Here is a 25917-nt window from a genome sequence, read left to right as displayed (position 1 = left end):
CGGCGGGCCGCGCCCCTAGCGCCGCGCCAGGTAGGCCGGCGCGACCGCCTCCAGCGCGGCGGGCGGCGCGGCCAGCCCCGAGGGCGCGGCGCCGCTGGCCACGTTGTCGCGCGTGAGCGAATCCAGGTTGTCGCGCGAGACCAGCGGATCGCCGGGCAGGCATTCGAACAACAGCGCCTGCATCCGGCCCAGCGCCATCGGCATTTCGCATACCGGCCGCGGGTGGCCGCTCCAGAGCGCGCACAAACGCACGATTTCACCCAGGGTGTAGACCTGCGGGCCGCACAGCTCGTAGATCTTGCCGGCCGTATGGCCGTTGGCCAGCGCCGCCATCATGGCGTCGGCCACGTCGCCCACATAGACCGGCTGCATGCGCGAACGCGCGCCGGCCAGCGGCAGGACGGGGAACAGGCGCGCCAGCCGCGCGAACATCCGGGTGAAGTTGTCGTCGGGACCGAACACCACCGAGGGCCGGAACAGCGTCCAGCCGCCCGTGGCGCCGAACACGCGCTGGATGGCGGCCTCGCCGTCGCCCTTGGAGCGCAGGTACATGCTGGGGCCGCCGCTGTCGGCGCCCAACGCGCTGACGTGCAACATGCGCGCCACGCCGTTGCGCACGCAGGCCTGGGCAATGCGCTCCGGCAACAGCACGTGCGCGCGGGCGAAGCCGGCGCCGTAGGGACGTCCGCGGCCCCCATGCAGCACGCCCACCAGGTTGACGACCGCATCGCACCGGTGCATGAGCCGGTCCAGCTCGGCGTCGTCGTGCACGTCCGCTTCGATCAGGGTGACCGTGGGCAGCACCTGCAGGTCCCGCCCCTTGTTGTAGCGGCGCGTCGGCACCAGGACCTTGTGCTCTTGCGCCGCCAGGCGCGCAACCAGATGACGGCCGATGAAGCCGGTTCCGCCGATGACAAGGATACGCATCGCGCAGCCCCCTGTAGCATCATTGTCGACCGGCCCATTCTGCCCTGCCCCGGGCGCGCCCGCAAGGGCGCGCTCAGTCGGCCAGCAGGCGCGCGTAGACCGGCAGGTCGACGTTGCCGCCGCTGATGATGACGCCGACGCGCTTGCCGGCCGCCTCGGGGATGAGTTTGCGCAACGCGGCGGTGGCGGCCAGGCAGCCGGTGGGTTCGACCACCATTTTCATGCGCTCGGCGAAGAACCTCATGCTTTGCACCAGTTCGGCATCGCTGACGGTCAGGATGTCCGCCACCTGCTGCTGGATGATGGCGAAGGTCAGCCGGCCCAGGTGCGTCGTGACCGCGCCGTCGGCGATCGACTTGGGGGCGGCGATGGTGACGATCTCGCCCTTGCGCAAGGATTGCTGGCCGTCGTTGCCGGCCGCCGGCTCGACGCCGTAGACGCGGCAGGCCGGGCTGAGGGCCCGCGCCGCCAGGGCCGAGCCCGCCAGCAGTCCGCCGCCGCCCAGGCACACGAACAGGAAGTCGAGTTCGCCGACCTCGTCGAACAGTTCCTTGGCGGCGGTCCCCTGCCCGGCGATCACGTCGGCGTGGTCATAGGGCGGGATCAGCGTGGCGCCGGTTTCTTCGTGCAAGCGGCGCGCGATGGCCTCGCGGTCCTCGCTGTAGCGGTCGTAGGTGACGACCCGGCCGCCGTAGCCCTCGGTGGCCGCGCGCTTGGCCGCCGGCGCGTCCTGCGGCATGATGATGGTGGCCTGCACGCCCTGCAGGCGCGCGGCCAGGGCGATGGCCTGGGCATGGTTGCCCGACGAAAATGTCACCACGCCGGCGCGGCGCTGTTCGGGCGTCAGGCGGGCGATGGCGTTGTAGCCGCCGCGAAACTTGAACGCCCCCATGCGCTGGAAGTTCTCGCACTTGAAAAAGACCTGCGCGCCGGCCATGGCGTCGGCGGTGGCCGAGGTCAGCACGGGCGTGCGATGGGCCACGCCAGCCAGCGTGGCGGCCGCCTGCTCGACGTCGGCGTAAGTGGGCAATTGGGGCTGCATGGGGGAATCCTCGATGGGCGGGCTGCGATTGCCGCATCATATCGCTATCGCCGGCGCCCGGCGGGCGCAAGGCCTGCCCGGGTGGTGTACGATGCCTTTCGCGCACGCCCAGATCCGAATTTATGGCCATTCAGTCCGACTCGCTCTCTTCCCTGCCCGATTCTCCCCGCATTGTCGCGCCGCAACCGGTGTCGCCCAACGAGGAGTCGATCGAACGCGCCCTGCGGCCCAAGGCGCTGGAAGAATACGTCGGCCAGCAGCGCGCGCGCGAACAGCTGGAGATCTTCATCGCGGCCGCGCGCAAGCGCGGCGAGGCGCTCGACCATGTCCTGCTGTTCGGCCCGCCGGGCCTGGGCAAGACCACCCTGGCGCACATCATCGCGCACGAAATGGGCGTGCAGCTGCGCCAGACGTCCGGCCCCGTGCTGGAGCGCCCGGGCGACCTGGCGGCGCTGCTGACCAACCTGGAACGCAACGACGTCCTGTTCATCGACGAGATCCACCGCCTGTCGCCGGTGGTCGAGGAAATCCTTTATCCGGCGCTGGAAGACTTCCAGATCGACATCCTGATCGGCGAAGGCCCGGCCGCGCGCAGCGTCAAGCTGGACCTGCAACCCTTCACGCTGGTGGGCGCCACCACCCGCGCCGGCATGCTGACCAATCCGCTGCGCGACCGCTTCGGCATCGTGTCGCGGCTGGAGTTCTACAACACCGACGAACTGGCCCGCATCGTCACGCGCAGCGCCAGCCTGCTCAACGCCGACATCACCGCCGACGGCGCGCACGAAGTGGCGCGCCGCTCGCGCGGCACGCCGCGTATCGCCAACCGCCTGCTGCGGCGCGTGCGCGACTATGCGCAGGTCAAGGCTCACGGCGTGATCGACCAGGACGCCGCCGGCCGCGCGCTGGCCATGCTGGATGTGGACCCGCAGGGCCTGGATGTCATGGACCGCAAGCTGCTCGAAGCCATCGTGCACAAGTTCGACGGCGGCCCGGTCGGCGTGGACAGCCTGGCGGCGGCGATCGGCGAAGAGCGCGACACCATCGAAGACGTCATCGAGCCGTATCTGATCCAGCACGGCTACCTGCAGCGCACGCCGCGCGGCCGCACCGCCACGCTGACGACCTGGCGCCACCTGGGGCTGACCCCGCCGGCCGCGGCGAGCGGCGGCACGGGCGAGCTGTTCAGCAAGTAGGCCGCTACGGGCGCTGCACGCAGCGCAGGATTTCCTCGCCGTAGGCTTGCAGCTTGCGCGCCCCCACGCCGCTGATGTGGCTGAGATCGTCCAGCGACTCCGGCCGGGCCAGCGCGATCTCGCGCAGGGTGGCGTCGTGGAAGATCACATAGGCCGGCACCCCGTTGCTCTTGGCAACCTCGCCGCGCCAGCTGCGCAGCGACTCGAACACCGGCTTGGCCTCGGCCGGCAGGTCGATGGGGTCGGGCCGCGCGCGGGCGCCCGCGCGCGAGCCGCGCGGTTTTTTCTCGGCCTCGCGGCGCAGCATGAGCTGATGCTCGCCCTTGAGCACGGCGCGGCTGCCCTCGGTCAGCGCCAGGGTGCCGAAACCCTCGTGATCGACCGCCAGCAGGCCCTGGGCCAGCAGCTGGCGCAGCACGCCGCGCCAGGCATTCTCGGACAGGTCGGCGCCCACGCCGAATACGCTCAGGGTTTCGTGGTCGTGCTGGCGCGTGCGGTCGGTGCTCTTGCCGCGCAGGATATCGATGATATGGCCGGCGCCGTAGCGCTGGCCGCGCTCCTTCCACAGGCGGTACACGGCCGACAGCACTTTCTGCGCGGCGACCGTGCCGTCCCAGGCCTGCGGCGGTTCGAGGCAGACGTCGCAGTTGCCGCAAGCCGTGATGGTCTGCCCGAAGTAAGCCAGCAGGCGCACGCGCCGGCATTCGACGGTTTCGCACAGGCCCAGCATGGCATCGAGCTGCTGGCCGAGCCGGCGCCGGTAGGCATCGTCGCCGGGCGACTCGTCGATCATGCGGCGTTGCTGCACCACGTCCTGCAGGCCATAGGCCAGCCACGCCGAGGCCGGCAGCCCGTCGCGGCCGGCCCGGCCGGTTTCCTGGTAGTAGCCTTCGACCGACTTGGGCAGGTCGATGTGCGCCACGAAACGCACGTCGGGCTTGTCGATGCCCATGCCGAAGGCGATGGTGGCCACCATGACGATGCCATCCTCGCGCAGGAAGCGCGCCTGGTTGGCGGCGCGCACCGCCGGGCTCAGGCCGGCATGGTAGGGCAAGGCATTGACGCCATTGGCGCACAGGAAGTCGGCGGTTTCCTCGACGCGGGCGCGCGACAGGCCGTACACCACGCCCGATTCGCCTTCGTGCTCGCTGCGGATGAGATCCAGCAGCTGGCGCCGCACTTCGTTCTTCTCGACGATGCGGTAGCGGATATTGGGACGGTCGAAGCTGGCCACGAAATGGCGGGCTTCGTCCAGGGCCAGGCGCTGCGCGATCTCGCTGCGCGTGGCCGCGGTGGCGGTGGCCGTCAGCGCGATGCGCGGCACCTCGGGCCAGCGCTCGTGCAGCATCGACAGCCCGAGGTATTCGGGCCGGAAATCATGCCCCCATTGCGAGACGCAGTGCGCCTCGTCGATGGCGAACAGGGCGATGCGCCCGCGCTCGAGCAATTGCAGGCAGCGGTCGGTCAGCAGGCGCTCCGGCGCCACGTAGAGCAGGTCCAGCTCGCCGGCCAGGAATGCCTGCTCGACCTCGCGCGCCACGCGCCAATCCTGGGTGGAATTGAGAAACGCGGCCCGCACCCCCAGTTCGGTCAGGGCGTCGACCTGGTCCTGCATCAGGGCGATCAGGGGGGAAACCACGATACCGGTGCCTTCGCGCACCAGCGCGGGCACCTGGTAGCACAACGACTTGCCGCCGCCGGTAGGCATCAGCACCAGCGCGTCGCCGCCGCCGATGACGTGCTCGACGATGGCTTGCTGGTCGCCACGGAAGGATTCGTAACCGAAAACGCGCGCAAGCACGCCCAGGGCGCGCGGGTCAGACATGGGTAGCAGGCAGATGCATCATGGCGGGGATTTTAAGCCCCAGCGCCGGCCTGTCCCTAATCGCCCCGGCCGCCGGCTAGAAACCCAGCCAGCGCCCGCGCATGAAGGCGTCCACCGGCATGCTGATATTGGCCCGCATTTCGTAGTCGCCGGAGATGACGTCGCGGTCCGCGCCCACCGCGAACTTCACGCTGGGCGCCAGCAGCATGCTGTGCTGCAGGCCGAAGCGCCGCTCGGTGACGCTGTCCACGCCCATGCCGCTGGCCTGGTAGGTGCCGCTTAGCGTGCCCCACCCGCTGATCGGCACGCCGGCCGACAAGGTATTGCGCATCTGCCGATGGGCGAAGCCGCCGTCCTGGAAACTGGCCAGGTCGCCGAAGCCGGCGCCCACTTCCTCGGTCGCCACGCCCAGCGTGACCGCGTCGTCGGCCAGGTTGACGTTGTAGCCGAACCGGTAGCGCCAGGCGTTGACCGCGTCGAAGGTGCTCTGGGTGGCGCCGACCTGGAAGGTGCCCAGTTCGCCCGCCGCGTAAGTGGTGCCCACGCCGCGCGTGGTCAGCGAAGGTGCCGACTGCATCTGCCCTTCCAGCGTCAGGCTGGGGGTCAGCCCGTAGCGGACCATGCCGCTGCCCGCCGAGGCGCCATAGTCGACCGCGCCCGAGGTGGCGGCCGGATCCATGTTGTTCAGGCGCCCGAACACCGACGAATAACCCAGTTGCCCCTCGGGCAGCAGCCCGCCGGGGGAGAGCCGGTCGCTGAGTTGCACGCCGCCGATCGGCGCCGTGCTGCCCCAGCCCGGCGCCTTGGAAACGACGTTGCCCATGGCCAGCGAAGGGCCGGTCACGGGCCGGTAGACCCAGCTGCGGTCGCCGTAGCTGACGGTGGGCACGGCGCTGGCGGAGGAAAACCAGGGCCTGCGCGGCTGGGCCACGCCGGTCATGAGGTAGACCGAACGCTTGCCCGCCAGGTCGTCGGTTTCGAGACCGAAGGAGTAGTTCGGCTCGGCCGGCGGCACGTCGGGAAACAAGTCCTCGCAGCCCAGGGGCATGCTGGCGGGCGCATCGGCGCCGTCGCCGGCAGGCGGCAACGGCACGGCGGGGTCATGCCCGAGCGCCGGCGCGGCCGCGTGCACCGAGGCGTCGGCGCCGGTTTCCGCCGGCAGCATGCGGCAGGGTTCGGGAATGGCGCGCTCCTGCAGCACCGGCGCCAGCGCGACCGGCTGCGAGCTGGCCGGCGCCAGCACGGAGATGCCGTAGCGGGCGACGTCGTCGGCCGCGCGCGCATAGGCCCGCCCGGCGGGCCGGGGGGCCGCCGTCTCGGGCGGGGTGGTGTCGATCGCGGCAGGCTCGGGGCCGGCCTCGAGGCCCGCCGGGGCCCTGGAGATATCCGGCGGATCGGGCATGGCGCAGGCCGCCAGCGCCATATTGCCGGCCAGGACAGCGGCCACCGCCACGCGCGAGACGCCTCTGTGTTCGCGTTCGCAGGCAAGCATCACGCGCACCAGTGTAGGAATTCCCGAGCGAGGCATCTGTAAACTTTCTTGATAAATCGGCACGGGAACTGACCCGGCGCGGCGGCCAACGGGCCTGATTTTACGTCCGCGCGCGCCGGCTTCGCCGGCGCTGTCCGTTTCAGTCGATTTCCCGCCTCTTGCGGCGCCCGGGGCGCCGCGTCACTATGCGAACATGGACAATCCTCATACCAAGCTGCTGGTCGTCGACGACGACCCCGCCTTGCGGCAACTGCTGGCCGACTACCTCAACCGGCATGGCTACGACACCCTGCTGGCGCCCGACGCCAGCGACCTCGCCGCGCGCATCACGCGCTACGCCCCCGACCTGCTCGTCCTGGACCGCATGCTGCCGGGCGGCGACGGCGCCGACGCCTGCCGCCGCCTGCGCGACCAGGGCGAAGACATCCCCGTCATCCTGCTGACGGCGCGCGACGAAGCCGTGGACCGCATCATCGGCCTGGAAGCCGGCGCCGACGACTACCTCGGCAAGCCCTTCGACCCGCGCGAGCTGCTGGCGCGCATCGAAGCCGTGCTGCGGCGCAAGCGCGGCCCCTCGGCCCTGACCAAGGACGCCCCGGTCAGCTTCGGGCCCTTCGTATTCGATCCTGCCACGCGGCAATTGCTGCGCGATGACACGCCGGTCAAGCTGACCGGCGGCGAAATCAACCTGCTCGAAGCGCTGGTACGCAATGCCGGCAAGCCGCTCTCGCGCGAACGCCTGCTGGCGCTGGCGCGCGACGACGACGGCGGCGAGCGCAACGACCGCGCCATCGATATCGCCATCCTGCGCCTGCGGCGCGCCATCGAGGAAGACCCGAAGCAGCCGCGCTGGATCCAGACCGTGTGGGGCATCGGCTACCGGTTTTCGCCCTGATGAAACTGCCCCGCCTGCCGGCGCCGCGCTCGCTGCGCATGCGCCTGATCCTGCTGGTGCTGGGTTCGGTCCTGCTGGCGCAGGCCGCCACGCTGGCCACGGTGTCCTATTTCCGGCACAAATTCATGGAGGACGTGGCGATCGACTACATCGCCACCACCATCCGCACCTTGCGCGCCTCGCTGTCGCAGGTGCCGACCGACGAACGCGCGGAGTTCGTGCGCCAGGCTTCCGGCAACCAGTGGCGGCTCTGGTCGCGCTCGCTGCCGGCCGACGCGCGGCTGCAGCGCTGGCATCGCGGCCCCCAGGAAGACGAGGCCGAGCGCGAGCGGATGCGGCGCGAGTACGAACGCCGCCATCCGCCGCCCGACGACATCCGGCGCGACCTGCGCGGCCTGGTCAGCGAACTCAACGAGCGCCTCAGCGACGGCACCCGTGTGGCGCTGTCGCGCGGCCCCCGGCCGGAAATCTTCATCTCGCTGGCGCCCAGCCCCTCGCCCGACGACGCGCCGCCGCTGCGCGAATGGCTGGTCATCCCGCTCGAACGCCTGGATCCGCCCGTCGCCACCCCATTGATCGCATTCTGGGTCGGCGGGATCGGGCTGGTGCTGCTGCTGGCCGCCTGGTTTTCGTGGCACATCACGCGGCCGCTCACGCGCCTGGCCGACGCCGCCGACCAGCTGGCCGCCGGCCAGCCCCAGCGCGTCGAACCCTCGGGGCCGCATGAAACGCGCGTGCTGGGCGAACGCTTCAACGCCATGCTGGACGCGCTGGCCGAGTCCGACTCGGTGCGGCGCACGCTGCTGTCAGGGCTGCCGCACGACCTGAAGGGGCCGCTGTCGCGCATGTGGCTGCGCATCGAGATGGCCGACGACCCGACGCTCAAGGAAGGATTGCGCAAGGACCTGCAGGACATGCAGCACATGGTCGACCAGTTCATCGGCTTCGTGCGCGGCACCGACCCGGCCGCCTACCGCTACGCGCCGCTGGCGCTGGGCGAATGGCTGGCCGAGCGCGTGGGCGCATGGCAGGGTGCGGGCACCGACATCCGCCTGCAGGCGCCCGACAATGGCGCGCTGGGCATACAGGCAGACGCGGTGGCGCTGGGCCGCCTGCTGGACAACCTGATCGGCAACGCCCTGCATCATGGCGCGCCGCCGGTCGAGGTCAGCCTGCGGCGCGACGCGGACATGGCGGTGCTGGAAGTGTCGGACCACGGGCCCGGCATCGCGCCCGAGCGGCGCACCGAGGCGCTGCGGCCCTTCGCGAGGCTGGACGACGCCCGCACGCGCACCGGCAACGTCGGCCTGGGGCTGGCGCTGGCCGAGGCCATCGCGCGCGCCCACGGCGGCGGGCTCGAATTGCGCCAGGCGCCCTCGGGCGGCCTGCTGGTGCGCATTACCCTGCCGCTTGCGAAGGCTTGACCCGCCGGCCGCGCCGTCAGGCGCCCGGCGGCGGCAAGAGCGGCACCGGCCGGCGTTCCTTGCCGAACACCGAACGGTACGCCAGGATGTTGAATACCAGCACCACGGGCACCCCGATCACGGTGCCGGCCAGCACCAGCCGCATGGAATCCAGCGCGCCGCTGCCATCCCAGATGGTCATGTCGTCGAGGATCAGGTACGGGAAGAAGCTGTAGGCCAGGCCGCACAGCATCAGCACGAACAGCATCACGCACAGGACGAACGGCAGCCAGCTGAAGCCGTCGGCCTTGCCCGGCAGCCGCGCCAGCAGCATCTCGGCCGCCACGAAGCCCAGCAGCATGAGGGCCCAGACCATGGCGGCCACGCCCAGGTGGGCCGTATTGCTCCATTTGTAGAAGATGCCGGCGTTGGCCAGGCCCAGCGTCACGGCGATGGCCACCATGCCGGCGGCGGTCCAGCGGATCGAGTGCCGCGCCCAGCCGGCGGCGCGCCGCTGCAGCTCGCCGTCGACCCGCATGACCAGCCAGCACGCGCCCAGCAGCGCATACGCGGCCATGGCGCACAGCCCGACGAAGAAGGCGAACCAGCCGTAGCCGGCGTCGGCCTGGTAGTCGGTGGCGATGCGCCCCAGCACCATGCCCTGGCCCAGCGCGGTCAGCAGCGACCCCACCCAGAACCCGAAGATCCAGCGCGGCTTGATCTCGGTGCGGGCGCGGATGCGGAACTCGAACGACACGCTGCGCAACACCATGCCCAGCGCCATCACGGTCAATGGCCCGAACAGCTTGCCCAGCACCACCCCCCAGGCGAACGGGAACGCCGAGACGAACAGCCCCAGCCCCAGCAGCGGCCAGAACTCGTTGGCATCGCGCCACGGGCTGAGCAGGCCCATCATGCGGCCGCGCTCTTCCGAGGGCGCCAGCTGCAGCAGCAGTCCGACGCCGATGTCGAATCCGTCGAGCACGATGCCGGCCGCCATCAGCAGCAGCAACAGCCCGACGAAAACCAGCGGCATCCAGAACGAGGGATCGTCGGGGCTCAGGCCCAGCGAGGCGGCCAGGGTCGCGATCATGAGGATCCTCCGGTCTTGCGCACGGGCACCACGCCATAGCGCGCGGCGTGAAACAGCATGCCCACGAACGCGGCCAGCAGCACGGCGTACAGCGCGATATGGCCGGCCAGGCTGTAGAGCAGCGCGGGCGTGGTCACCGGCCCCAGCACTTCGGACTGGGTCACGGCGCGATTGACGGCATACGGCTGCATGCCGGCCAGGTCGTAGCACCAGGTGGCCACGACTCCGAGCGCGCCGGCGAACATCAGCAGCGAAAGCACGCGCAGCCACCAGCGCGGCAGGGCCGCCGGATCGAAACCGCGCCGGCAGGTCAGCGCCAGGGTGGCGCACGAGGCCGCCAGCATCAGCAGGCCCAGCCCCAGCGCCAGCCGCAAGGACCAGAACGTGAAGGCCACGGGCGGCTGCATGCCGGAGAATTTGTCCAGGCCCAGGTAGCCGAGCGAAGCGTCGCGGTGCAGCCAGCGCCCGCCCGCCCCGGCCAGCGAGACCGCGGCCAGGTTGGCCTGGGCGCGGGCGCTGGGCCAGCCGAACACCACCAGCTCGGGCTCGGCGCCGCTGTGCCAGAAGCCCGCCGCGGCGGCGGCCTTGGCCGGCTGCAGGCGCGCCGTGACCTCGCCCATGCCGGCGGCCACCGGCCCCAGCAGCAGCGAGGCCAGCAGCGCGACGGTCAGGCCGGCGCGAAAGGCGTGGCGCTCGCCGTCGTCCAGCGGGCGGCGCAGGGCCTGCATGGCGGTCACGCCCAGCATCAGGAACCCGGCCGTCAGGAAAGCGCCCAGCACGGTTAGGCCCAGGCGCCAGCCGAACGACGGATTCAGGACCACCGCGCGCCAGTCGTATACCTGGTAGCGGCCGTCGATCAGGACCGCACCGTCAGGCGTCTGCAGCCAGGAAAACAGGGCCAGCACCCAGCCCACCGCCACCAGCTGCCCGATCGCCACCATCAGCACGGCCAGCGTATGGGCGGCGTCGGAGACCCGGCGCTGGCCAAACAGCATCACGCCCAGGAAGCACGACTTGACGATGAAGATGGACAGCACGCCGTAGCCCAGCAAGGGACCGGCCAGGTTGCCGATCTTGTCCATCAGGCCCGACCAGAGGCTGCCCAGCTGGATCAGCACCGGCACCGCGCAGGCCAGCGCCAGCACGAACGCCAGCGCGAAGATGCGCACCCAGAAGCGGTAGGCGGCCGTCCAGCCGGACTGCCCCGACCAGCGGGCGCGCAGCTTGAAGAACAGCAGCAGCCAGGCCAGCGCCAGCGATATCGCCAGGAACAGCGCCAGAAAGCCCAGGCTTGCCGTGAACTGCGCGCGTGCCAGCAGGAGTGGAGGGATATTCATGATGGGCGGTAGTTTAGAGCCTGTTTCCGGCATGTGGGGGACGGCTTGCAACAGTGTTTCCGCGCGAACGTGGCAAAATTGACTCTTTGTCGCCGCTTTTTCCTATTCTTTCAGAATGACCCACGCCCCGACGCCGCCTGCCGCCAGCAATTTCCTGCGCCCGATCATCGAAGACGACCTGCAAGCGAACCGCTTCCAGGGCAAACTGTGGGCCGGCAAACCCGGCCCGGCCGCGCTGCAGGCGCAGGGGCAGCCCGACCCGGCGCGCATCCGCACCCGCTTTCCGCCGGAGCCCAACGGCTACCTGCACATCGGCCACGCCAAGAGCATCTGCGTGAACTTCGGGCTGGCGCGCGACTACGGCGGCGTCTGCCACCTGCGCTTCGACGACACCAACCCCGAGAAGGAAGAGCAGGAGTACGTCGACGCCATCATCGAGGCCGTGCATTGGCTGGGCTTCGATTGGCAGGCCGATGGCAATGACAACCTGTATTTCGCCAGCGACTACTTCGAATTCATGTACGAGTTCGCCGAGGCGCTGGTGCAGGCCGGCCACGCCTACGTCGACGAGCAAAGCGCCGAAGAGATCCGCGCCAGCCGCGGCACGCTGACCGAGCCGGGCACCGACTCGCCATGGCGCGACCGCCCGGCCGACGAGTCGCTGCTGCGCCTGCGCGAGATGCGCGACGGCAAGCATCCCGACGGCAGCCTGGTGCTGCGCGCCCGGATCGACATGGCCTCGCCCAACATCAACCTGCGCGACCCGGTCATGTACCGCGTGCGCCATGCCACCCACCACCGCACCGGCAACGCATGGTGCATCTACCCGATGTACAGCTGGGCCCATCCGGTGGAAGATGCCCTGGAAGGCATCACCCACAGCATCTGCACGCTGGAATTCGAAGACCAGCGGCCGTTCTATGACTGGATCCTGGCGCGCCTGGCCGAGCTGGGCAAGCTGGCGCGCCCGCTGCCGCACCAGTACGAGTTCGCCCGGCTGAACCTGACCTACGTGGTCACCAGCAAGCGCAAGCTGCTGCAACTGGTGCGCGAAGGCTACGTGGATGGCTGGGACGACCCGCGCATGCCGACGCTGTTCGGCCTGCGCCGGCGCGGCTACACGCCGTCCTCGATCCGGCTGTTCTGCGACCGCACCGCGGTATCGAAGTCGGATTCGCGCATCGACTACAGCCTGCTCGAACAGGCGGTGCGCGACGACCTCGACCCGGTGGCGCCGCGCTCGGTCGCGGTGCTGGACCCGCTCAAGCTGGTGATCACCAATTACCCGGAAGGCCGCAGCGAGACCTGCTCGGCCCCGCGCAACCCGCACGATCCGCAGGCCGGCGTGCGCGAATTCCCGTTCACGCGCGAGCTGTGGATCGAGCAGGACGACTTCCGCGAAGAGCCGCCCAAGAAGTACTTCCGGTTGTTCCCCGGCAACACGGTGCGGCTGAAGTACGGCTACGTGGTGCGCTGCACCGGTTTTACCAAGGACCAATCGGGCAAGGTCGTGGAAGTGCAGGCCGAATACCTGCCGGACACCAAGAGCGGCACGCCGGGCGCCGACAGCGTCAAGGTCAAGGGCAATATCACCTGGGTGAGCGCGGCCCACGCCGTACCGGCCCAGGTACACCTGTACGACCGGCTGTTCGCCGACGCGCATCCCGACGGCGGCGACAAGGACTTCCTGGCCTGCCTGAACCCCAATTCCAAGCAGACCGTGCAGGCCTGGCTGGAGCCGGGCATCGAGGCCGTCCCTGGCGCCACGTGGCAGTTCGAGCGGCTGGGCTATTTCACGGTGGACAGCAAGGACTCCCGCCCCGAGGCGCCGGTCCTGAACCGCATCGTGACCCTGCGCGACTCCTGGCAGGCGGCCTGACCGCGCGCCAGGACGCTCCGCGCGGCGCTGGCCGGGTTATCATGCCCGACAATCCGCTGTCGCCGGCCGCCCTCCGCTTCGGGCCGGCGGCCGGCGCTTCCATTCCAATCCATGAACACTGAATCCCTCGCCCTGGACTTCAAGAGCGCCACGCTCTATGCCATTCGCGTGGTGCTGCACGATGCCGACACCACTCGCCTGCGCGCCGCGCTGGACAAGCGCATGGCCGATGCCGGCAGCTTCTTCGAGAACGAGCCGGTGGTCATCGATGCCACCCGCGTCGATGCGCCGGTGGACTGGCCCGCCCTGCTGCAGGCCCTGGCCGACCACAATCTGCCGCCCATCGGCGTGGTGGCCGAGGGCGCCAACCTGCAGGGCGCCCGCGATGCCGGACTGGTGCCGGTCGAGCTGTCGACCCCGGTGGCCCGCGCGCCCCAGGTGATCGACACGGCGCCGCCCAACGATGTGGCCACGCCGGTGCCGTCCGTGCCCGAGGCGACCGCCGAGGCCGCGGCCAAGGCCGGCCCGCAGGACGACGAAGCGTACGGCGAGCAGGCCGACGAAGCGCCCGCGCACAACCTCGAGTCGGTGCCGACGCGCGCGGCGCGCGAGACCACCGAAGCCAACCGCCCTACCGCCACGCCGCCCCAGTCCTCGTCGGCGCTGGTCATCACCAAGCCCCTGCGCTCGGGCCAGCGCGTCTATGCGCGCCATACCGACCTGATCGTGATCGGCATGGTCAGCCAGGGCGCCGAAGTCATCGCCGACGGCAACGTGCACGTGTACGGCCCGCTGCGCGGCAAGGCCATGGCCGGCGCGCGCGGCGACACCTCGGCGCGCATCTTCACCACGCAGCTCGATGCCGAACTGCTGGCCGTGGCCGGCGTGTACCGGGTGGTGGAGGACAAACTGGACAGGGCGTTGCATAACCAGCCGGCCCTGGTGCGGCTCGACGGCGACACCTTGCGCATCGAGGCGCTGAAGGGTTGAAACGACACCAGGCGAACGGCACACGACTGCCTACATCTTGTAAGAAGCCTTCATACGCTTTTTGCTTTACGATAACGCGATTTGTACGCACATAAATAAGGGTTCGAGCGTCATGACACGTATTGTTGTGGTGACTTCCGGCAAGGGCGGGGTGGGCAAGACCACCACCAGCGCCAGCTTTTCCGCTGGCCTCGCAATGCGAGGCCACAAGACCGCTGTCATCGACTTCGATGTCGGCTTGCGCAACCTGGACCTCATCATGGGGTGCGAGCGCCGCGTCGTCTACGACTTCGTCAACGTGATCCAGGGCGAGGCGTCCCTCAAGCAGGCGCTCATCAAGGACAAGCAACTCGAGAACCTGTTCATCCTGCCCGCCTCGCAGACCCGCGACAAGGACGCGCTGACGCAGGAAGGCGTCGAGAAGGTGATCGACGAGCTCAAGGAAATGGGCTTCGACTACATCGTCTGCGACTCGCCCGCCGGTATCGAGGCGGGCGCGCTGATGGCCGCCTATTTCGCCGACGACGCGCTGGTCGTGACCAACCCCGAAGTATCGTCGGTGCGCGACTCCGACCGCATCCTGGGCATCCTGGCCGCCAAGTCGCGCCGCGCCGTGCAGGGCGACGAGCCGGTCAAGGAATACCTGCTGCTGACCCGCTACAACCCCAAGCGCGTCAACGACGGCGAAATGCTGTCGCTGAGCGACATCGAGGATATCCTGCGCATCAAGCTGATCGGCGTGATCCCGGAATCCGAAGCCGTGCTGCAGGCCTCCAACCAGGGCCTGCCCGCCATCCACCTCAAAGATACCGACGTCTCCGAAGCCTACAAGGACGTCGTGGCGCGCTTCCTGGGCGAAGAACGCTCGCTGCGCTTTACCGACTATGAAAAGCCTGGCTTGTTGAAGCGGCTGTTCGGGGGAAAGTAAGCAATGTCCTTCCTGTCGTTTCTGCTCGGTCAGAAGAAGTCCTCGGCCAGCGTCGCCAAAGAACGTCTTCAGATCATCCTGGCCCACGAGCGCGGCCGCGGCGACTCGCCGGACTACCTGCCGCAACTGCAGCAGGAGCTGGTTGCCGTCATTTCGAAATACGTCAAGATCGACCCCGAAGACATCAAGGTCCACCTCGAACGCCAGGACACCCTGGAAGTGCTCGAGGTCAAGATCGAAATGCCGCAAAACTGAACACTCGGGTGCCTGTCCCCGCACGGGGGACAGGCACCCGCTGAATCTTGTTCCCGCACGCGGGACAGCCACCCGCTGAACCCATGCCGGCCGCCTCCCCCGACGGCGCCTCGGCAGCCACGAAAAACCCGGCCGAAGCCGGGTTTCTCGTTGAGGCGCGGAGTTGAGGCGCGGGGCGCGGATCTACTTGCCGACCTGGTCGCCGATCACGCCACCGATGGCGGCGCCGCCGACCGTGCCGAGAATGCCGCCGTTGGTGATCACGGCGCCCGCCACGCCACCCAGTGCGGCACCGCCCACGGTGCTCTTCTGGCGGCGGCTCATGCTGTCCCAGGACGAGCAGCCGGCCATGGAAACGGCCAGCAAGGCGGCCATGCAGGCTTTGGAGAGGGTACCGATCTTCATAACAAGCTCCTATTCTTGTGCCGGGATAGCGCACCAGCAGCGAAGCGAGCGCAACACGCACAAAGCGCGTCCCATGAAACTTAGAGCCTACAGAATCGCAAAATACTGCACCGGATGCTGTTAGGTTTGCCCAGGAATTGTGTCAATGGGTAGGCAATCCCGCCCGGATGCAGGCAGGTTGTTGCCGGAACGCGCGTTCATTTGACCAAACGTAACACGTCGCGAAACTTGGGATGTTCGCAAGTTTCCATCCATTCGAATATCGCCATCTCGGTGGTGACGATTTCGGCGCCGGCGCCGCGCGCGCGGCGCAAGGCCGCATGGTGATCGGCCGGCTTGCGCGAGCCGGCGGCATCCGAGACCAGCAAGGCGCGGTAGCCTTCCTCGAGCAGGCCCAGCACGGTTTGCAGCACGCAGATGTGCGCTTCGCAGCCGGCCACGAGTATGGTCTTGCGGGCCGGCGGCAGCCAGGCGGTGAAACCGGGCTCGCGCGTGGCCGAGAAATGCATCTTGGGGAAACGGGCCTGGATCTGCGTGTCCAGCGGCGCCACCGTGACGCCCAGCATGCGCGCATGGTGTTCGGTGGCCACCACGGGGACATCCAGCAGGCGGGCCGCCTGCGCCAGCTTGTGCGCGGCGGCCAGCACGGCCTGGCCGTCGTGGATGGCGGGCATGAGGCGGCCCTGCATGTCCACGATGAGCAGCGTGGCCTGGTTGGCTTGCAGCAGTGCGGACATGCGGACCTCCGGTTGCGGCCTTACTTGAGGGCCTTGTAGCGCAGGCGCTTGGGCTTGGCGCCCTCCTCGCCCAGGCGGTGCTTCTTGTCGGCTTCGTACTCCTGGTAGTTGCCGTCGAAGAACACCACTTGCGAATCGCCCTCGAACGCCAGGATGTGGGTGGCGATCCGGTCCAGGAACCAGCGATCGTGGCTGATCACCATGACGCTGCCCGGGAACTCGAGCAGCGCGTCTTCCAGCGCGCGCAGCGTTTCGACGTCCAGGTCGTTGGACGGTTCGTCCAGCAGCAGCACGTTGCCGCCGGCGATGAGGGTCTTGGCCAGGTGCAGGCGGCCGCGCTCGCCGCCGGACAATTGCCCGACGATCTTGTTCTGGTCGCCGCCCTTGAAGTTGAAGCGGCCCAGGTAGGCGCGCGAGGGCATTTCGAACTTGCCCACGGTCAGCAGGTCGGCGCCGTCGGCCACCGCGTCGAACACGGTCTTGTTGCCCTCGAGCGAATCGCGCGACTGGTCCACGTAGGCCAGCTTGACCGTCTGGCCCAGCTTCACTTCGCCCGAATCGGGCTGCTCGCGGCCGGCCAGCATGCGAAACAGCGTGGACTTGCCCGCGCCGTTGGGGCCGATGATGCCGACGATGGCGCCGGCCGGCACCTTGAAGCTGAGGTCGTCGATCAGCAGGCGGTCGCCATAGGCCTTGCTGACATTGTTGAACTCGATGACTTCATTGCCCAGGCGGTCGCCCACCGGAATGAAGATTTCCTGGGTTTCGTTGCGCTTCTGGTATTCGTACGAGGACAGCTCCTCGAAGCGGGCGATACGCGCCTTGGCCTTGGCCTGGCGGCCCTTGGGGTTCTGGCGCACCCACTCCAGTTCCTTCTTGATGGTCTTCTGGCGCGCGGACTCGGTGGCCTCTTCCTGCTTGAGGCGGTCTTCCTTCTGCTCCAGCCAGGAACTGTAGTTGCCTTTCCAGGGGATGCCGTAGCCGCGGTCCAGTTCGAGGATCCACTCCGCCGCGTTGTCGAGGAAGTAGCGGTCGTGGGTCACGGCCACCACGGTGCCAGGGAACTTGTGCAGGAACTGCTCCAGCCACTCCACGCTTTCCGCGTCGAGGTGGTTGGTGGGCTCGTCCAGCAGCAGCATATCGGGCTTGGACAGCAGCAGGCGGCACAGCGCCACGCGGCGTTTTTCGCCCCCCGACAGCTTGCCCACCATCGCGTCCCAGGGCGGCAGGCGCAGGGCGTCGGCGGCGATTTCCATCTGGTGCTCGATATCGTCGGCGCCGCTGGACGCGGCGGCGGCGATGACGGCCTCCAGCTCGGCCTGCTCGGCCGCCAGGGCATCGAAATCCGCATCCGGCTCGGCGTAGGCGGCGTAGACCTCGTCAAGGCGCTGCTTGGCGTTGAAGACGGCGCCCAGGCCCTCTTCCACCGACTGGCGCACCGTATGTTCGGGGTTGAGTTCGGGCTCCTGCGGCAGGTAGCCGATGTTCAGCCCCGGCATGGGGATGGCTTCGCCTTCGATTTCCTTGTCCACGCCGGCCATGATCTTGAGCAGCGTGGATTTCCCCGAGCCGTTCAGGCCCAGCACGCCGATCTTGGCGCCAGGAAAAAAGGAAAGGGAGATGTCGCGCAGGATCTGCCGCTTGGGCGGCACGATCTTGCCGACACGGTTCATCGTGTAGACGTATTGGGCCATGGACTCAGGGTCGGAAAAAGACAGTGATATACCGGAACAAGCCCTGATTGTAGGCCGGAACCCGCCGGCCCACCGCAGGCCGGCCGCAACGGCCTCAGGCGCGGCGCCGCGCGGGGCGCCACTGGGCCAGGCTGACGCCGGCCAGCGCCATCAGGCCGCCGGCAATGTGATACAGGTGCGGCGTTTCGCCCAGGAAGGCGGCGGCGATGGCGACCGTGACGACCGGCATCAGGTTGAGGAAGATGCTGGCCCGGTTGGGTCCCAGGTAGCGCACCCCCTGCATCCACAGAAATGGCGCGAACAGCGACGGGAAAATGCCTGCATACAGGACCAGCGGGATGTTCTGCGCATTCAGGGGCGAGGCCGGCGTCAGCAGGAATGCCGGCAACTGGAACACAATGCCGAACAGCACCTGCACGAACAGCGACTGCCACGGCCCGACCGACATCGGCCACTTGCGCAACAGCACGCCGTAGAGCGCATACGCCAGCGCCGCCAGCCCCATCAGCGCGTCGCCGCGGCTGCCGCCCAGCGCCAGCAGGCGCAGCGGATTGCCCTCGCCCAGCAGGATGCCCAGCCCCGCGAGCGAGACCACGGCGCCGAGGATGGCGGTGAGCGCCGGCCGTTCGCGCAGCACCAGCGAGCCGACCACGACCGTCAGCAAGGGAACCATGGCGGTGATGATGCCCATGTTGGTGGCGGTGGTCGTGCCCGCCGCCACGTACATCAGGCCCTGGTACAAGGCCATGCCGAGGCCGCCCAGGACCGCCAGCCTGCCGAGGTTGGGCCGGATCTGCGGCCATTGCCGCAGCACTCCGGGCAGGGCGAACGGCGCCAGCAGCAGGCCGGCCAGCACCCAGCGGTAGAAACCGATGGAGGCTGGCGCGATCACGTCGGCCGCCATTTTGGTTACCACCATGTTGACCGACCAGATCGTCGTCGCCAGCAGGGGAAACGCCATGTGGCGCGGCTGCGGCTGGGCGGCGCCGGGCGGCGAAGGGATGCTGCGCATCGAAAATCCGGAATTGGGGAAACCCCGCGATGTTAGCGCAGGGCCGCCATGCGCCCGGCCGCGGAAAGCGCGACAATACGGGCTGCCTTTCGTTGTCCCACCAGGAATCACCATGTCCGCCTCCGCCCAGCCGCCCGCCTCGCTCACGCATTTCAGTCCCGCCGAACTGGACATGCTGGCCAAGACCGCCGACGCGCTCAGCGCCTATCTGGGCAAGCCGGTGCTGGCCGAAGTGGCGCTCGGCGACGAAGGCACCGAATGGGTCACGTTCGGGGTCGCGCTGGATACCGACGCAGACGAAACCGACGACGCCGCGCCGCATGTCCAGATGGGCGGCGCCGGCGCGCGCCTGCTGGGCGGGCGCGGCGGCCTGCCCGACTCCGACACGGAAAGCTATGACTGCCTGTATCTGTGGGCGGTGCAGATTTCGCTCGTCGAAGGCGAGCGTTTCATCAAGCTGGACCAGGACGGCGACGAATGCGCCTGGTCGGACCAGCTCACCGATGTGCTGCCGTTCGCGCTGAGCGAAGACGAGCTGCCGCCGGACGACGACGAAGACGACGAGGACGACGAGGACGGGGCCGACGACGACGGTCCCGGCCACAACGGCGATACACACCGTCACTAAGCGGGCAGGCATCGGGCGGATTTTGCGGTAGTCTGGCTTCTGTCCGGGCGGCCATGCAGCAGCCGTCCCGCCAGCCGGCCGGCCCAGGCCGCGCGGCCGATCCGTCGTGCAAGGAGCCCCATGACCTCGACCCCGCCCCCCGCGTTCCCCGCCGGCGCCAAGCGCCCCGACCTGGCCAGCCTGACCGCCTACGAAGCCGCGCGCGAGCTGGCCGCCGGCGAAATCGGCAGCGAAGCGCTGACCGCCGCCTACCTGGCCCGCATCGCGGCGCATCCGGAACTCAACGCCTTCATCACGGTGGACGCCGACGGCGCGCTGGCGCAGGCGCGCGCCTGGGACGCGGCGCGCGCCGCCGGCGCCGCCGCGCAGCCGCTGGGCGGCGTGCCCATCGCCATCAAGGACAACATCCACGTGGCCGGCCTGCCCAATACCGCCGGCACGCCGGCGCTGCGGGGATTCGTGCCGCGCGCGCATGCCCCGGTCGTGCAGCGCCTGGTCCAGGCCGGCGCCGTCATCCTGGGCAAGACCAATATGCACGAGCTGGCCTACGGCGTCAGCGGCTACAACACCGCGTTCCATGGCGAGCGCACCGTCGGCGTGCGCAATGCCTACGACACGGCCCGCATCGCCGGCGGCTCGTCGGCGGGCAGCGGCGCGGCCGTGGGCGCGCGCCTGGCCCCCGCGGCGCTGGGCACGGACACCGGCGCCTCGATCCGCCTGCCGGCCGCGCTCAATGGCGGCGTGGGGCTGCGGCCCACGGTAGGCCGCTACGATGCCGCCGGCATCACGCCGATCTCGCATACGCGCGACACCCCCGGCCCCATGGCCAACAGCGTGACCGACGTCATGCTGCTGGACGCCGTGATCTCCGGCGAGCCGGCGCCGGCGCCGATCCCGGCGACCCGCATCCGCCTGGGCCTGCCGGCCTGGTTCTGGACCGGCCTGGATCCCGCCATCGCAGCGGTGGCGCGCGCCGCGCTGGACAAGCTGCGCGCCGCCGGCGTCGACCTGATCGAACTCGACATGCCGGGGCTGAAGGAGCAGAACCAGGAAATCAGCTTCGTGCTGGCCCTGTACGAACAGAAGATGGACCTGATCGACTATCTGCGGCGCTACGAGGCCGGACCGGATTTCGACGGCGTGGTGGCGCAGATCGCCAGCCCCGACGTGCGCGCCATTTTCACCGACATGATCGCGCCGCTGCGGCTGCCCGGCCCCGACGGCGCCGGCCTCGACCTGGAGCCCCTGTACCGCGAGGCCATCGCCACCGGGCGGCCGGCGCTGATCGGCATCTATCGCGACGCCTTCGCGCGCCATCGCATCGACGCCCTGCTGTTTCCCACCGTGCCGGTGGGCGCGCCCCTGGCCGGCCCCGACGCCAGTTCGCTGGAGAACTTCGCCAGGCTGGCGCGCAACGTCGACCCCGGCAGCAACGCCGGCCTGCCCGGCCTGAGCCTGCCCGCCGGGCTGGACGCGCACGGCCTGCCCGTGGGCCTGGAACTGGACGGCCTGCCCGGCGAAGACCGCAAGGTACTGGCCATCGGCCTGATGCTGGAAACCATCCTGGGCCGGCTCGCGCCGCCTGCCATCGCGGCGGCCTGAGACGCGGCGGCCCGCCGCAGGCGGCCAGTGCACGCCCGCCGCGGGGCGATCGCGGCGCAGTGCATCGCGGCGCTTGCCGGCGCGCGCCGCGGCGCTTTAAGGTGGAACGACCCCGTCCACTGGAGCCGCGCCATGGCCCGCCTCACCCGCATCGTTCCCTGCCTGTGGTTCGACCACCAGGCCGAGGAAGCCGCCCGCTACTACGCGGATATATTCGACAACTCGCGCGTCGGCGCGATCAGCCGCTACGGCGAGGCCGGCAAGGAGGTGCACGGACGCGCGCCCGGCTCGGTCATGACAGTGCAGTTCGAACTGGACGGCACGCCCTTCACGGCGCTCAACGGCGGCCCGGCGTTCCAGTTCAGCCCGGCGATTTCGCTGCAGGTCAGCTGCGCCACCCAGGAAGAAATCGACCACTACTGGGAGCGGCTGGGCGCCGGCGGCGATCCGCGGGCGCAACAATGCGGCTGGCTGGCCGACCAATACGGCCTGTCGTGGCAGATCGTGCCCGCCATGGTGGCCGAGTGGATGACCGGCGACCCGGCCGGCGCGCAGCGCGCCATGGCGGCGCTGCTGGGCATGAAGAAGCTGGACATCGCCGCCCTGCGGCGCGCCTACGACGGCGCCTGAGCGGCGCCACGCTCAGGCCAGGCGGCCTTCCTCCACCGCGTGGCAGGCGACCACGGCCAGGCCGTGCCCAAGCGCCCGCGGCGCCTCGCTCTTGCAGCGCGCGTTCGCATGCGGGCAACGCGGATGGAAGGCGCAGCCTGTCGGGGGATTGAGCGGATTGGGCACCTCGCCGGCCACCGCGGTACGCGGCCGCCCGGCGCCGTTCAGGTCGGGAATCGCCTCCAGCAGCATGCGGGTGTAGGGATGGCGCGGCTGCGCGAACAGCTCGTCGCGCGGCGCCACTTCGACCAGCTTGCCCAGGTACATCACGCCCACGCGGTCGGCCACATGGTGCACCACCGCCAGATTGTGCGAGATGAACAGATAGGTCAGGCCCAGTTCGCGCTGCAGATCCTTCATCAGGTTCAGCACCTGCGCCTGCACCGATACGTCCAGCGCCGAGGTCGGCTCGTCGCACACCAGGAACTGCGGCCGCGCCGCCAGGGCGCGCGCGATCGAGATGCGCTGGCGCTGGCCGCCCGAGAACTGGTGCGGATAGCGGTGCTGGTCGGCCGGGTCGAGCCCGACCTGGCGCAGCAGCTCGCCGACCCGTTCCTGGCGCTGCGCCGGCGCCAGGCTGGCATGCGTGAGCAGGGGTTCGGCGATGATGCGCCCGACCCGCCAGCGCGGATTGAGGCTGGCATAGGGGTCCTGGAAGATCATCTGCAGGCGGCTGCGCAACTGCTTGCCCTGCGGCGTGGCAAGCGCCGACAGCGGCTGGCCGTCGAACTGTATCGCGCCGCGCGTCAGCCCATACAGACCCACCAGCATGCGCGCCACGGTCGATTTGCCGCAGCCCGACTCGCCCACCAGCGCCAGGGTCTCGCCACGCGCGATCTCGAAACTGACCCCGTCGACCGCGCGCAGCATCTGGCGCGGCTTGCGCGCCAGGACGCGCTCGAGCCACGGCGCCGACACGTCGAACCAGCGCGCGGCATCCCGTACCTGTACCAATGGCGCGTTCATGCCGCCTCCCTCGCATCGTGCAGCCAACAGGCGGCCCGCGAAGCGCCCGCCGGCATCAGCTCGGGACGTTCGCTGCCGCAGCGCGGCAGCCGGACCTTGCAGCGCGGGTTGAAGGCGCAGCCTGGCGGAATGGCGTTCAGGCGCGGCATGCTGCCGTCGATCTGGACCAGACGCTCGGCATGGCTGTCGAGCGCCGGGATCGATCCCATCAGGCCTTCGGTGTAGGGGTGGCGCGGACGATGGATGACATCGCCGACCGGCCCGATCTCGGCCAGCCGCCCGGCGTACATGACGGCCACGCGATCGGCGGTCTCGGCGATCACGCCCATGTCGTGGGTGATCAGCATGACCGAGGCGCCCTGCTCGCGGCACAGCTTCTTCAGCAATTCGATGATCTGCGCCTGGATGGAGACATCCAGCGCCGTGGTGGGCTCGTCGGCCACCACCAGCCTGGGCTCGGCCGCCAGCGCCAGCGCGATCACCACGCGTTGCCGCATGCCGCCGGAGAACTGGTGCGGAAAATGATCGATGCGCTCGCGCGCGGCCGGAATGCCGGTGGCCGCCAGCAGCTCGATGGCGCGCTCGCGCGCCTGGCTCCAGGACAGCGGAAGATGCGTCACGATGGTTTCGGCCAGCTGCCGGCCAACCGTGTACAGCGGATTGAGCGAGGTCAGCGGATCCTGGAACACCGCCCCGATTTCGCGCCCGCGCACGCGCCGCATCTGGTCTTCGCGCAGGTTGTCGATGCGCCGCCCGGCCAGCAGGATCTGGCCCGCGCTGATGCGCCCCGGCGGTTCGAGCAGGCCGATGATGGCGGCGCCGGTCAACGACTTGCCGGCGCCGGATTCGCCCACCACGCCCAGCACTTCGCCCGGCGCGATGGTGAACGACACATCGTCCAGCGCCTTGAGGGTGCCCCGGCGGGTCGGGAATTCGACCGACAGGTTCTTCACTTCAAGCAATGCGCTCATGGTCGCCTCAATTCAGCCGGGGGTTGAGCGCGTCGCGCAGCCAGTCGCCCACCAGGTTGACCGACAGCACCAGCAGCACCAGGGCGGCGCCGGGGAAGATGGTGATCCACCACTCTCCGGAAAACAGGAAATCGTTGCCGATGCGGATCAGCGTGCCCAGCGAGGGCGCGGTGGGCGGCACGCCCACGCCGAGGAACGACAGCGTGGCCTCGGTGATGATCGCGGTGGCCAGGTGCACCGTGGCCAGCACCAGGACCGGCCCCATGACGTTGGGCAGCACATGGCGGAACATGATGACCGGCGGGGCCACCCCGATGACGCGGGCCGCCTGCACGTATTCGCGGTTCTTCTCCACCAGGGTGGAGCCGCGCACGGTGCGGGCATATTGCGGCCAGCCGGCCAGGGCGATGGCGCCGATCAGCACCGGGAACGCGATCACTTCGTGCAGCTCGCGCGGCACGGCGGCGCGCGCCACGCCATCGATGAGCAGGGCGATCAGGATGGCGGGAAACGACAGCTGCACATCGGCCACGCGCATGATCAACGCGTCCAGCCGGCCGCCCGCGTAGCCCGAGACCAGGCCGAGCACCACGCCGATCAGCATGGACAGCGCCACCGAGGCCAGCCCGATCAGCAGCGACACGCGGGTGCCGTACAGGATGGCCGAGTACAGGTCGCGGCCCTGGCTGTCGGTCCCCAGCAAGTACTGCGGCTGGCCATTGTCGGACCAGGCCGGCGGCAGCAGCGCATCGAGCAGCTCGACCGTGGTCAGGTCGAAGGGATTGTGCGGCGCCACCCAGCGCGCGCCGAACGCGCTGACCAGCAGCAGCGCCAGCACCAGCGTGGCGACCATGGCCACCGGGCTGTGGCGCCACGACCAGGCCAGGTCGCTGTCCCACCAGCGTTTGAGTACGGCGCGCATCAGTGGCCTCCGTTGCGCGACAGCCCGGAACGCAGGCGCGGGTCGACGACGAAATACAGCAGATCGACGATCAGGTTGATCACCACGAACACCAGCGCGATCAGGCACAGATAGGCCGCCATCACCGGCACGTCGGCGAACTGCACCGCCTGGATGAACAGCAGCCCCATGCCCGGCCACTGGAATACGGTCTCGGTGACGATGGCGAACGCGATGATGCCGCCCAGCTGCAGGCCGGTGATGGTAATGACGGGCACCATGGTGTTCTTCAGCGCGTGGCCGAAATGGATGGCGCGCTGGCGCAGGCCGCGCGCGCGGGCGAACTTGATGTAGTCCGAGCGCAGCACTTCCAGCATCTCGGAACGCACCAGCCGCAGCACCAGCGTCATCTGGAACAGCGACAGCGTGATCGAGGGCAGGATCAGGTGCTTCCACCCCGTGGCGGTGAACAGCCCCGAGGTCCACCAGCCGAAGCTGACGGTATCGCCGCGGCCGTAGCTGGGCAGCCAGCCCAGCTGCACCGAGAACACCAGGATCAGCAGGATGCCGATCAGGAAGGTGGGCAGGGATACGCCCAGCAGGGACCCGGCCAGCACCAGCTGCGCCAGCAGGCCGTGGCGGCGCAGCGCCGTGTACACGCCCAGCGGCAGGCCGACGACCAGCGCGAGAACCGCCGCCACCAGCGACAGCTCCAGCGTGGCGGGCAGGCGGGCCTGGATCAGGCTGGAGACCTTCTCGCTCTGGCGCAGCGAAATGCCGAAATCGCCCTGCAGGGCGTTGCCGACGAAGCGGGCGAACTGGACCGGCGGCGCGTCGTCCAGGCCGAGGCGCTCGCGCAGCTCGACCCGCTCGGCGTCGGTGGCGTCCTGCCCCAGCATGATGGTGACGGGATCGCCGACGTATTGGAAAAGCACGAAAGCCAGCAGGGCGACGGTGAGCATGACCGCCGCGGCCTGCAGGATGCGGCGCAGAATGAATGCAAGCATGGCAACTCGATACGGGGTGCGGCGCCGCCAGGCGCCGCACCCGGGACGGGACGCCGGCGCGCA

Annotated in this window: 24 protein-coding genes; 10 read left to right on the top strand and 14 right to left on the bottom strand. The window is 69.4% G+C overall.

Annotated elements, in window-relative coordinates:
• Window positions 1-15: 15 nt before the first annotated feature.
• Window positions 16-927 (bottom strand): complex I NDUFA9 subunit family protein, encoded by a 912-nt coding sequence (locus EL288_RS04945; RefSeq protein WP_010927008.1) that lies wholly within the window; start codon window positions 925-927, stop codon window positions 16-18.
• Window positions 928-1000: 73 nt separating this feature from the next.
• Window positions 1001-1969: a threo-3-hydroxy-L-aspartate ammonia-lyase gene (locus tag EL288_RS04940; RefSeq protein WP_003814230.1), complete on the bottom strand. Its 969-nt coding sequence runs from the start codon at window positions 1967-1969 to the stop codon at window positions 1001-1003.
• A gap of 122 nt (window positions 1970-2091) precedes the next feature.
• Between EL288_RS04940 and ruvB the strand changes: the two genes are divergently transcribed.
• Window positions 2092-3165, top strand: coding sequence for a Holliday junction branch migration DNA helicase RuvB (gene ruvB, locus EL288_RS04935; protein WP_003814231.1), 1074 nt, complete (start codon window positions 2092-2094; stop codon window positions 3163-3165).
• 4 nt (window positions 3166-3169) lie between these two features.
• Here the strand turns inward: ruvB and recQ are convergent, their stop codons facing one another.
• Both recQ and EL288_RS04925 read right to left on the bottom strand, forming a co-directional pair.
• Window positions 3170-4990 (bottom strand): DNA helicase RecQ, encoded by a 1821-nt coding sequence (gene recQ, locus EL288_RS04930; RefSeq protein WP_010927009.1) that lies wholly within the window; start codon window positions 4988-4990, stop codon window positions 3170-3172.
• 76 nt (window positions 4991-5066) lie between these two features.
• Window positions 5067-6518, bottom strand: coding sequence for a fimbrial protein (locus EL288_RS04925; protein ID WP_033451259.1), 1452 nt, complete (start codon window positions 6516-6518; stop codon window positions 5067-5069).
• A 157-nt stretch (window positions 6519-6675) separates the two neighbouring features.
• On the opposite strand from EL288_RS04925, the gene EL288_RS04920 reads away from it, so the two are divergent.
• Window positions 6676-7377, top strand: a complete 702-nt coding sequence (locus EL288_RS04920; protein WP_003814239.1) for a response regulator — start codon at window positions 6676-6678, stop codon at window positions 7375-7377.
• Window positions 7377-8801 carry a sensor histidine kinase RisK gene (gene risK / locus EL288_RS04915; protein ID WP_003814241.1) on the top strand — a complete coding sequence of 475 codons (1425 nt, stop codon included), beginning with the start codon at window positions 7377-7379 and terminating at the stop codon, window positions 8799-8801. Before EL288_RS04920 ends, risK begins: the two co-directional genes overlap by 1 nt.
• 16 nt (window positions 8802-8817) lie before the next feature.
• Here risK and EL288_RS04910 read toward each other — a convergent pair whose 3' ends face one another.
• Both EL288_RS04910 and EL288_RS04905 read right to left on the bottom strand, forming a co-directional pair.
• Window positions 8818-9873, bottom strand: a complete 1056-nt coding sequence (locus tag EL288_RS04910) for a cytochrome d ubiquinol oxidase subunit II (protein ID WP_003814243.1) — start codon at window positions 9871-9873, stop codon at window positions 8818-8820.
• Window positions 9870-11210, bottom strand: coding sequence for a cytochrome ubiquinol oxidase subunit I (locus EL288_RS04905; RefSeq protein ID WP_033447111.1), 1341 nt, complete (start codon window positions 11208-11210; stop codon window positions 9870-9872). The genes EL288_RS04910 and EL288_RS04905 overlap by 4 nt, the downstream gene beginning before the upstream one ends.
• A gap of 115 nt (window positions 11211-11325) precedes the next feature.
• Between EL288_RS04905 and EL288_RS04900 the strand changes: the two genes are divergently transcribed.
• The 4 genes from EL288_RS04900 to minE all read left to right on the top strand — a co-directional run bounded on the left by EL288_RS04900 (window position 11326) and on the right by minE (window position 15262).
• Complete coding sequence (locus tag EL288_RS04900) at window positions 11326-13089, top strand: glutamine--tRNA ligase/YqeY domain fusion protein (protein ID WP_003814246.1); 1764 nt, start codon at window positions 11326-11328, stop codon at window positions 13087-13089.
• 111 nt (window positions 13090-13200) lie between these two features.
• Window positions 13201-14079 carry a septum site-determining protein MinC gene (gene minC, locus EL288_RS04895; RefSeq protein WP_126621899.1) on the top strand — a complete coding sequence of 293 codons (879 nt, stop codon included), beginning with the start codon at window positions 13201-13203 and terminating at the stop codon, window positions 14077-14079.
• Window positions 14080-14191: 112 nt separating this feature from the next.
• Window positions 14192-15007, top strand: a complete 816-nt coding sequence (gene minD, locus EL288_RS04890; protein WP_003814250.1) for a septum site-determining protein MinD — start codon at window positions 14192-14194, stop codon at window positions 15005-15007.
• 3 nt (window positions 15008-15010) lie between these two features.
• Window positions 15011-15262, top strand: a complete 252-nt coding sequence (gene minE, locus EL288_RS04885) for a cell division topological specificity factor MinE (protein ID WP_003814252.1) — start codon at window positions 15011-15013, stop codon at window positions 15260-15262.
• 183 nt (window positions 15263-15445) lie between these two features.
• Here the strand turns inward: minE and EL288_RS04880 are convergent, their stop codons facing one another.
• The 4 genes from EL288_RS04880 to EL288_RS04865 form a co-directional block, all read right to left on the bottom strand.
• The gene (locus EL288_RS04880) at window positions 15446-15667 is read right to left on the bottom strand and encodes a glycine zipper 2TM domain-containing protein (protein ID WP_003814254.1); all 222 of its coding nucleotides are present in this window, start codon (window positions 15665-15667) and stop codon (window positions 15446-15448) included.
• Between the two features lie 197 nt (window positions 15668-15864).
• Window positions 15865-16404 (bottom strand): isochorismatase family protein, encoded by a 540-nt coding sequence (locus EL288_RS04875; RefSeq protein WP_003814256.1) that lies wholly within the window; start codon window positions 16402-16404, stop codon window positions 15865-15867.
• A 20-nt stretch (window positions 16405-16424) separates the two neighbouring features.
• Window positions 16425-18098: an energy-dependent translational throttle protein EttA gene (ettA, locus tag EL288_RS04870; protein ID WP_003814257.1), complete on the bottom strand. Its 1674-nt coding sequence runs from the start codon at window positions 18096-18098 to the stop codon at window positions 16425-16427.
• Window positions 18099-18192: 94 nt separating this feature from the next.
• The gene (locus EL288_RS04865) at window positions 18193-19110 is read right to left on the bottom strand and encodes a DMT family transporter (RefSeq protein ID WP_003814259.1); all 918 of its coding nucleotides are present in this window, start codon (window positions 19108-19110) and stop codon (window positions 18193-18195) included.
• Between the two features lie 112 nt (window positions 19111-19222).
• Here EL288_RS04865 and EL288_RS04860 point away from each other — a divergent pair, with 112 nt between their 5' ends.
• The 3 genes from EL288_RS04860 (at window position 19223) to EL288_RS04850 (ending at window position 21970) form a co-directional block, all read left to right on the top strand.
• A complete protein-coding gene (locus EL288_RS04860) occupies window positions 19223-19738 on the top strand; it encodes a hypothetical protein (RefSeq protein WP_003814261.1) in 516 nt (171 codons plus the stop codon).
• 120 nt (window positions 19739-19858) lie between these two features.
• Complete coding sequence (gene iaaH / locus EL288_RS04855; protein ID WP_003814263.1) at window positions 19859-21340, top strand: indoleacetamide hydrolase; 1482 nt, start codon at window positions 19859-19861, stop codon at window positions 21338-21340.
• 132 nt (window positions 21341-21472) lie between these two features.
• Window positions 21473-21970 (top strand): VOC family protein, encoded by a 498-nt coding sequence (locus EL288_RS04850; protein ID WP_003814264.1) that lies wholly within the window; start codon window positions 21473-21475, stop codon window positions 21968-21970.
• A gap of 12 nt (window positions 21971-21982) precedes the next feature.
• Here the strand turns inward: EL288_RS04850 and EL288_RS04845 are convergent, their stop codons facing one another.
• Genes EL288_RS04845 through EL288_RS04830 form a run of 4 tightly spaced genes read right to left on the bottom strand, consistent with a single transcriptional unit; the run spans window position 21983 to window position 25854 of the window.
• Window positions 21983-22975: an ABC transporter ATP-binding protein gene (locus EL288_RS04845; RefSeq protein ID WP_003814266.1), complete on the bottom strand. Its 993-nt coding sequence runs from the start codon at window positions 22973-22975 to the stop codon at window positions 21983-21985.
• Complete coding sequence (locus tag EL288_RS04840; protein WP_003814268.1) at window positions 22972-23946, bottom strand: ABC transporter ATP-binding protein; 975 nt, start codon at window positions 23944-23946, stop codon at window positions 22972-22974. The genes EL288_RS04845 and EL288_RS04840 overlap by 4 nt, the downstream gene beginning before the upstream one ends.
• Window positions 23947-23953: 7 nt before the next feature.
• Window positions 23954-24868, bottom strand: a complete 915-nt coding sequence (locus EL288_RS04835) for an ABC transporter permease (protein ID WP_010927016.1) — start codon at window positions 24866-24868, stop codon at window positions 23954-23956.
• A complete protein-coding gene (locus tag EL288_RS04830; protein WP_003814271.1) occupies window positions 24868-25854 on the bottom strand; it encodes an ABC transporter permease in 987 nt (328 codons plus the stop codon). The genes EL288_RS04835 and EL288_RS04830 overlap by 1 nt, the downstream gene beginning before the upstream one ends.
• Between the last annotated feature and the right edge of the window lie 63 nt (window positions 25855-25917).

This window comes from Bordetella bronchiseptica (assembly GCF_900636925.1).
GTDB lineage: Bacteria > Pseudomonadota > Gammaproteobacteria > Burkholderiales > Burkholderiaceae_B > Bordetella > Bordetella pertussis.
Note: the sequence above shows the minus strand (reverse complement) of the source record. Positions and strands in the feature narration are given on the sequence as shown.